General features: G+C 31.5%; 1 protein-coding gene. It reads left to right on the forward strand.

Annotated elements, in window-relative coordinates:
• A partial coding sequence (locus AOA60_RS23400) for an LCP family protein (protein ID WP_178075402.1) occupies positions 1–381 on the forward strand: 381 nt, incomplete at both ends.

Consider the following 381-nt stretch of genomic DNA (forward strand, 5'->3'; position numbering starts at 1 on the left):
GAATATGATTATGAAATAGATCGAAATATAAAAATAAATGACGAGGAAGAAAAGCTTGAAGTAGAAAAAATGGTCCGTAATGGGGATACTATTTCCATATTAATTGCTGGAGTCGATAATGAGCACGGTCGTATTTCGGGTAGATCAGATGTATTAATGGTAGCTGTTATAGATATTGAAACAGAAGAGTCAACATTATTATCTATTCCTATAGACACTTATGTTGAAATTGCAGGGGAAAATGAATACGACAAGATAAATCATGCATATGCTAATGGGGTTGAAACAGCTGTTAAAACTGTAGAAAACTTTTTAGATATCCCAATTGATCATTATGTAGCGATAAATTTTACTGGATTTGAACAATTTATAGATTCTATG

This window comes from Pseudomonas sp. 2822-17 (assembly GCF_002742485.1).
In the GTDB taxonomy this organism is placed as follows: Bacteria; Pseudomonadota; Gammaproteobacteria; order Pseudomonadales; family Pseudomonadaceae; genus Aquipseudomonas; species Aquipseudomonas cyclaminis.